Annotated in this window: 2 protein-coding genes; both read right to left on the bottom strand. The window is 70.4% G+C overall.

Annotation, left to right across the window (positions count from 1 at the left end; genetic code table 11):
- Window positions 1-1,926: PDC sensor domain-containing protein (locus tag AC06E6_RS16335; RefSeq protein ID WP_478062053.1), on the bottom strand; the 1,926-nt coding region annotated here is incomplete at its 3' end.
- Window positions 1,927-2,062: 136 nt separating this feature from the next.
- On the bottom strand, window positions 2,063-2,273 hold a 211-nt coding region (locus AC06E6_RS16330), incomplete at its 5' end, for a hypothetical protein (protein ID WP_478062052.1).

Below are 2,273 nucleotides of genomic sequence, written 5' to 3'. Positions count from 1 at the left end.
GGTGCGGCGCGACAGGTCGTTGTTGCCGGTGGCGATCTCCGAGGCGGCCAGGTTGATGCTGGATGCGGCCTGCTGGATGCGGCCGACGATCGAGGTCAGCTGCGTCACGGTGGCGTTGGCGTCGTCGCGGATGCGCGCGAACACGCCCTGGTAGTTGCCTTCCATGCGCGCGGTGAGGTCGCCGCGCGACAGCGCGCCGAGCAGGGTGGAAACCTGGCCGACGCTGGACGCGAAACTATCCAGCAGGCCGTTGAGCTGTTCGGACAGCTGCAGCAGGAAGCCGCTCTTGCCGTCCAGCATGATGCGCCCGGAGAGCTCGCCGTTGGCGGCGGCGGCGACGATGCCGCTGACCTCGCGCTCGACCTGCACCTCGACGGTGCGGTCGTCCCATTCCACCACGTAGCCCAGGCGGTTGCCGTCGCCGTCGGTCACCGGGTTGATGATCTGGCGCATGACGTGGTTGCCGACGGTGATCTGCGCGCGATGGGTGCCGTGCAGTTCGCCGAGCATCCTGCGCTGGTGCGCGGGGTGCTTGTGGAAGACGTCGATGTTGCTGCCGATCAGGGTCTTCATGTCGAAGTTCGGCAGGTCGCGGCGCATGTCCTGCTCGGCCTTGCCCAACATCTGGAACAGCGGACGGTTGGCGTAGATGATGGTGAGGTCGGCGTCGGCGATCATCACGCTGGTGGTGACGTCGTCCAGCGCGGAACGGATGCGCAGGTTCTCGGCGGCGAGGGCGGCGTCGCGCTCGATGCGCTCGCGCAGGTTGCCCTGCATGGTCTGCATGGAGCGCATCAGCGTGCCGATCTCGTCGTGGCGCGTGGCCTCGATGCGGCCGTCGAGCTTGCCGTGGGCGATGTCGTTGGCGACGCCGGCGGCGGCGGCCAGCGGCAGCACCACCTGCCGCCGCAGCAGCACGAACAGCGCGCTGCACAGCGCCAGCGCGGCCAGCAGCCCGACCGCGACGACGATGTACAGCAGCACGTCGGCCTGCCGGGTCAGCAGCGACTGCGGGACGATCACGCCCAGGGCGAAGTGCTGCGCGGCCTTGCCGACCTGGATCGGCACGTACACCGCGACATTGCCGTCGGCATCCGGGGTGAACGCCTCGGCGACCTCGCCCTTGGCGATGCGCGCGAGCATGGCGCCGGTGGCCGGGTCCTGGCGCTGGGTACCGACCCCGGCCGGGTCGCGGCTGGCCAGCACGCGGCCGGCCGGCGACAGCAGTTCGACGTGGCCTTCGCCCATGGGCGTGAGCCGCGCGAGGTGCTCCTGCAGCGAGGACAGGGCGAAATCCACGGTCACCACGCCCAGGAAGCGCTCCTGCTCGACGATCGGGATCGACAGCGTGGTCATCAGCACCTGCTTGCCGTTGATGGTGTAGCTGTACGGCTCGACCAGCGTGGGCTGGCGGCTTTGGCGGGGCTTGAGGTACCAGTCGCCGTCGCCGGCCACGTCATAGCCGCGCAGGGCCTCGGTGACGGGCTTGCCGTCCGCCCAGGCCCAGTAGCTCATGAAGCGGCCGCTGGCATCGTGCCCCTCGGCATTGGCGTGCGCGGCATCGGCGCCGTCGAACGCGTCCGGCTCCCACAGCGTGCTGACCCCGACCCATTCCGGGTGCGCGAGCAGCTGCTGCTGCAACAGTGCCGACACCGCGGGCCGGGTCAGCAGGCCCTGCTGGTGCTGCAGGCGCAGGGTGGCGGCCAGGGTGGTGGCGGTGTCGTAGGCTTCGCCGAGCCCGGCCGAAACCCGCTGTGCCTCGAGCCCGGCCAGGTTGCGCATTGCGTCCTGCGACGACGAGAGCAGGGCGCTGCTGCTCTTCCAGTAGCTGATCGCGGCGGTGACGCCAAAGGAAATCAAGGCGATCAGCGCCACGCCCAGCATCAGGCGACTGACGATGCTGGAACCGGAACGGGGTTGGGACACAGCTCTCTCCTGCGGCCAAGTGCCCCGGGACATCGGGACACCGGCTCATGACTTTGTAAGAAAGGGCGGTGGTGTCGGATCACCGCCGCCCGGCAACGCCCGTGCGCGGTCCGTGGCGGACCGCGCGACGGATACTTCAGTGCGCCTGCGCGCCGGCGGCGGCCAGGCCGATGCCGCGCACCGCGGGTGCGGCCGCCGCCACGCGCACCGTGCCCGGCGCGGCGGCCAGCCGGAACTGCGAGACCGCCTCGCTCAGCTGGTGCGCCTGCTCCTCCATGGCGCGTGCGGCGGCGGTGGCTTCCTCCACCAGCGCGGCGTTCTGCTGGGTGGTCTCGTCCATCTGGGTG

Source organism: Stenotrophomonas sp. Steno-Z10-HUANG (assembly GCF_056393075.1).
This window is presented reverse-complemented; position numbering and strand designations above follow the sequence as displayed.